The sequence below is a fragment of the Sinorhizobium fredii USDA 205 genome (assembly GCF_001461695.1).
Taxonomy (GTDB): domain Bacteria; phylum Pseudomonadota; class Alphaproteobacteria; order Rhizobiales; family Rhizobiaceae; genus Sinorhizobium; species Sinorhizobium fredii.
In genome coordinates this window covers 1-2,215 of record NZ_AUTC01000068.1, presented here as the reverse complement: position 1 = coordinate 2,215, position 2,215 = coordinate 1, and the positions used below count along the sequence as shown (strand labels likewise).

At 56.4% G+C, this 2,215-nt stretch carries 3 protein-coding genes; all 3 read right to left on the bottom strand.

The annotated features are described in order from the left end of the window. Positions 1-361 precede the first annotated feature (361 nt). Positions 362-661 (bottom strand): helix-turn-helix domain-containing protein, encoded by a 300-nt coding sequence (locus tag N181_RS08715; RefSeq protein ID WP_037402377.1) that lies wholly within the window; start codon positions 659-661, stop codon positions 362-364. Between the two features lie 143 nt (positions 662-804). Beyond that, positions 805-1,260 (bottom strand): nucleoside diphosphate kinase regulator, encoded by a 456-nt coding sequence (gene rnk / locus N181_RS08710; protein ID WP_037437137.1) that lies wholly within the window; start codon positions 1,258-1,260, stop codon positions 805-807. A gap of 17 nt (positions 1,261-1,277) precedes the next feature. Beyond that, positions 1,278-1,784, bottom strand: coding sequence for a PTS sugar transporter subunit IIA (locus N181_RS08705; RefSeq protein ID WP_037437858.1), 507 nt, complete (start codon positions 1,782-1,784; stop codon positions 1,278-1,280). Positions 1,785-2,215 lie beyond the last annotated feature (431 nt).

Below are 2,215 nucleotides of genomic sequence, written 5' to 3'. Positions count from 1 at the left end.
CCTTGCTCCCAAAGCCACCCCACTGCAGCGCTCAACCTTCAAGCGGACGGATCGTACTTCGAGAAGCGATTTTTCGGGTGGCAAGCAGTCGCTCGCAGCGACCAGCACGAAGGGACGCGATGCGGGACAAAGCCGCCGTTCAGCGTAACCTGCTTCATTTCGGATCTGCGAGGATCCTGGGGCGACCGCAAAGATCAGAGATTTTGCCAAGGGGTGGAGCTCTGGGAACCTATGACGGCAGAGGGAAGAGAACGGGCGCTAAACCAAGTTTTTTCCAGGCCCGGACGCACCACTTGGAGCGCGATGTCGATGCCCGGTTGTTCGAGAAACCGGCAGGCAAATTGCCACTGCCAGGCTGCACTTAAGGCACCCGGTCAGGTGCAACTATACCGCCTTCATTCTCAAGAATGTCGATGCGTTTAGCTTCTGATCCCGTAAATTTCAGGCGCACACCAATGCCGGCGCCATTGTCAGGAATGAAGACGGCGCCGGCTCTTTCCAGAGCTGATTGCAAGGCAAACACTTCATCATCATCCGGTTTGTCGAGCTTGCGCTCAAAACGCAGCACGGTTTCCACGCCCACGCCGGCGGATATTGCGAGACGCTCGGACGAGAGGTCGGTAAGTGCACGTGCCGCACGACATTGGGAGCCAGTAATCATGGTTATTGTCCTTTTCTACAAACAGGACCGCCCCATCATCGGGGCGATCAACCGTGGTCATTCGGCCAGCAAGGTGTCGAATTTGCCTCGCTCGAGCTGATCGGCGGAAAGGGTCCGGACGCCAGCGATAATCGTTCTCTACTTTAAGCAAGAAGGCGTGACGTCTCAGAGGAACGGAGGCCTTCGCTTTCCGGCCGATGTTGCTGAGTAACCGCCAACACCGTCAGCTTGTGCCGCCTATCATCCCGTCCGCTCCAACCCATTGTCTGACCGGCGGACAAGCCGAGAAGGGCAGTTCCGATGGGGGTCAGGACGGATATCCTGCCTTCGGAAATATCTGCGTCTTTCGGGAACACGAGCGTCACTGTTCGCCCATCACCGGTGTCAGCTTCATACTCAACCGTCGATCCCATTCGGACGACGTTCCGAGGCACCGAGGTGTCCGCAACTACGAGTGCGCGTTCGAGCTCAATCAAGAGACCATCGGAAACCTCGGGAAGGCGATCAGCCGCAGCCAGCGCAAGTTTATTCAGTCGCTGGTGATCCGTCTCGCCAATCACGATCGAAGGCTTTTGTGAGTTCTGGATGTGCTTCTTCATTTTCCGTTCCTCAGAGTTCACCTTGGCGCCACTGAGTGCGTGGCATTGGTCCGCCATGGGATACCATTGACCGGCCTTGCCTCGCTCATCAAAATCGCCATCACCTCCTCGGGGGATTGGGCCAGCCGAAGCCCCTCCCTGATCAGCGGCGCGCGCACCATACGGAATAGTCGCGACAGCGCAGGCAAGAAGGTGCGAGCCTCAGAGCGTGGCCAAAGCAGGGTAAAGACGAGATCGACGGGATCGCTGTCGGGACTGTTGAAATCTATCGGAGGCGCTAGTCGCGTAAACGAGGCTACAGGCGACGAGATCGAGCGCAGCAACGCGTGCGGGACGGCGATGCCACGACCAATGGCGGTCGATCCGAGCTTTTCGCGCCTCCAAATGCCCCGAAGAACCGCCCGATCATCAAGCCCGGTTCTCCGCGCAAGTTTGAAAGCGATCCTGGACAGCGCCGAGTGTTTTCCCTTTGTCGCAAGGTCAAGAGTAATATCTTCTTCTGACAGGTTTCTGAATGTCATCATGGTTGCCTCTGAGCCGATACGCACGAGCGCAAACGAAGTGCGATTGGCACGTCGTCTGCTGCGCTTTCTGAATAAATCGAGGATGTGGCTGACCCGGACGCGAAGCCGGTAGGGTTCGCGTCCGGGCTAGAGGCCTGCTTTGAGGCGTTGTGGCTCTCTCTGGCGCATGTAAATAATCATAATATCTGAAAGATGGTGAGAGAATATTTTAAATCAAGCGTTCTGCGGCTAAAGGTACACCGCGCTTGAATTCTGGATATCTCTGCTCAGTAACCTTGCACAACCTGAGGAGGACAATTGGTAACCTTGTGACGATGCAGAAATAGTGCATTCAAATGCTAGTTTATTTCGTTGGACTTGTATTGCCGCCGGGTTTTTGAATGGCTCTACGCTACGGGTCGCGAAGGCTGCCGGATTTCGGCGACCGCGGG

What these genes read in the sequence shown, in the direction of transcription:
- N181_RS08715 (WP_037402377.1), bottom strand. Translation starts at nt 661, where the DNA reads ATGATTACTGGCTCCCAATGTCGTGCGGCACGTGCACTTACCGACCTC.
- N181_RS08705 (WP_037437858.1), bottom strand. Translation starts at nt 1,784, where the DNA reads ATGATGACATTCAGAAACCTGTCAGAAGAAGATATTACTCTTGACCTT.
- rnk (WP_037437137.1), bottom strand. Translation starts at nt 1,260, where the DNA reads ATGAAGAAGCACATCCAGAACTCACAAAAGCCTTCGATCGTGATTGGC.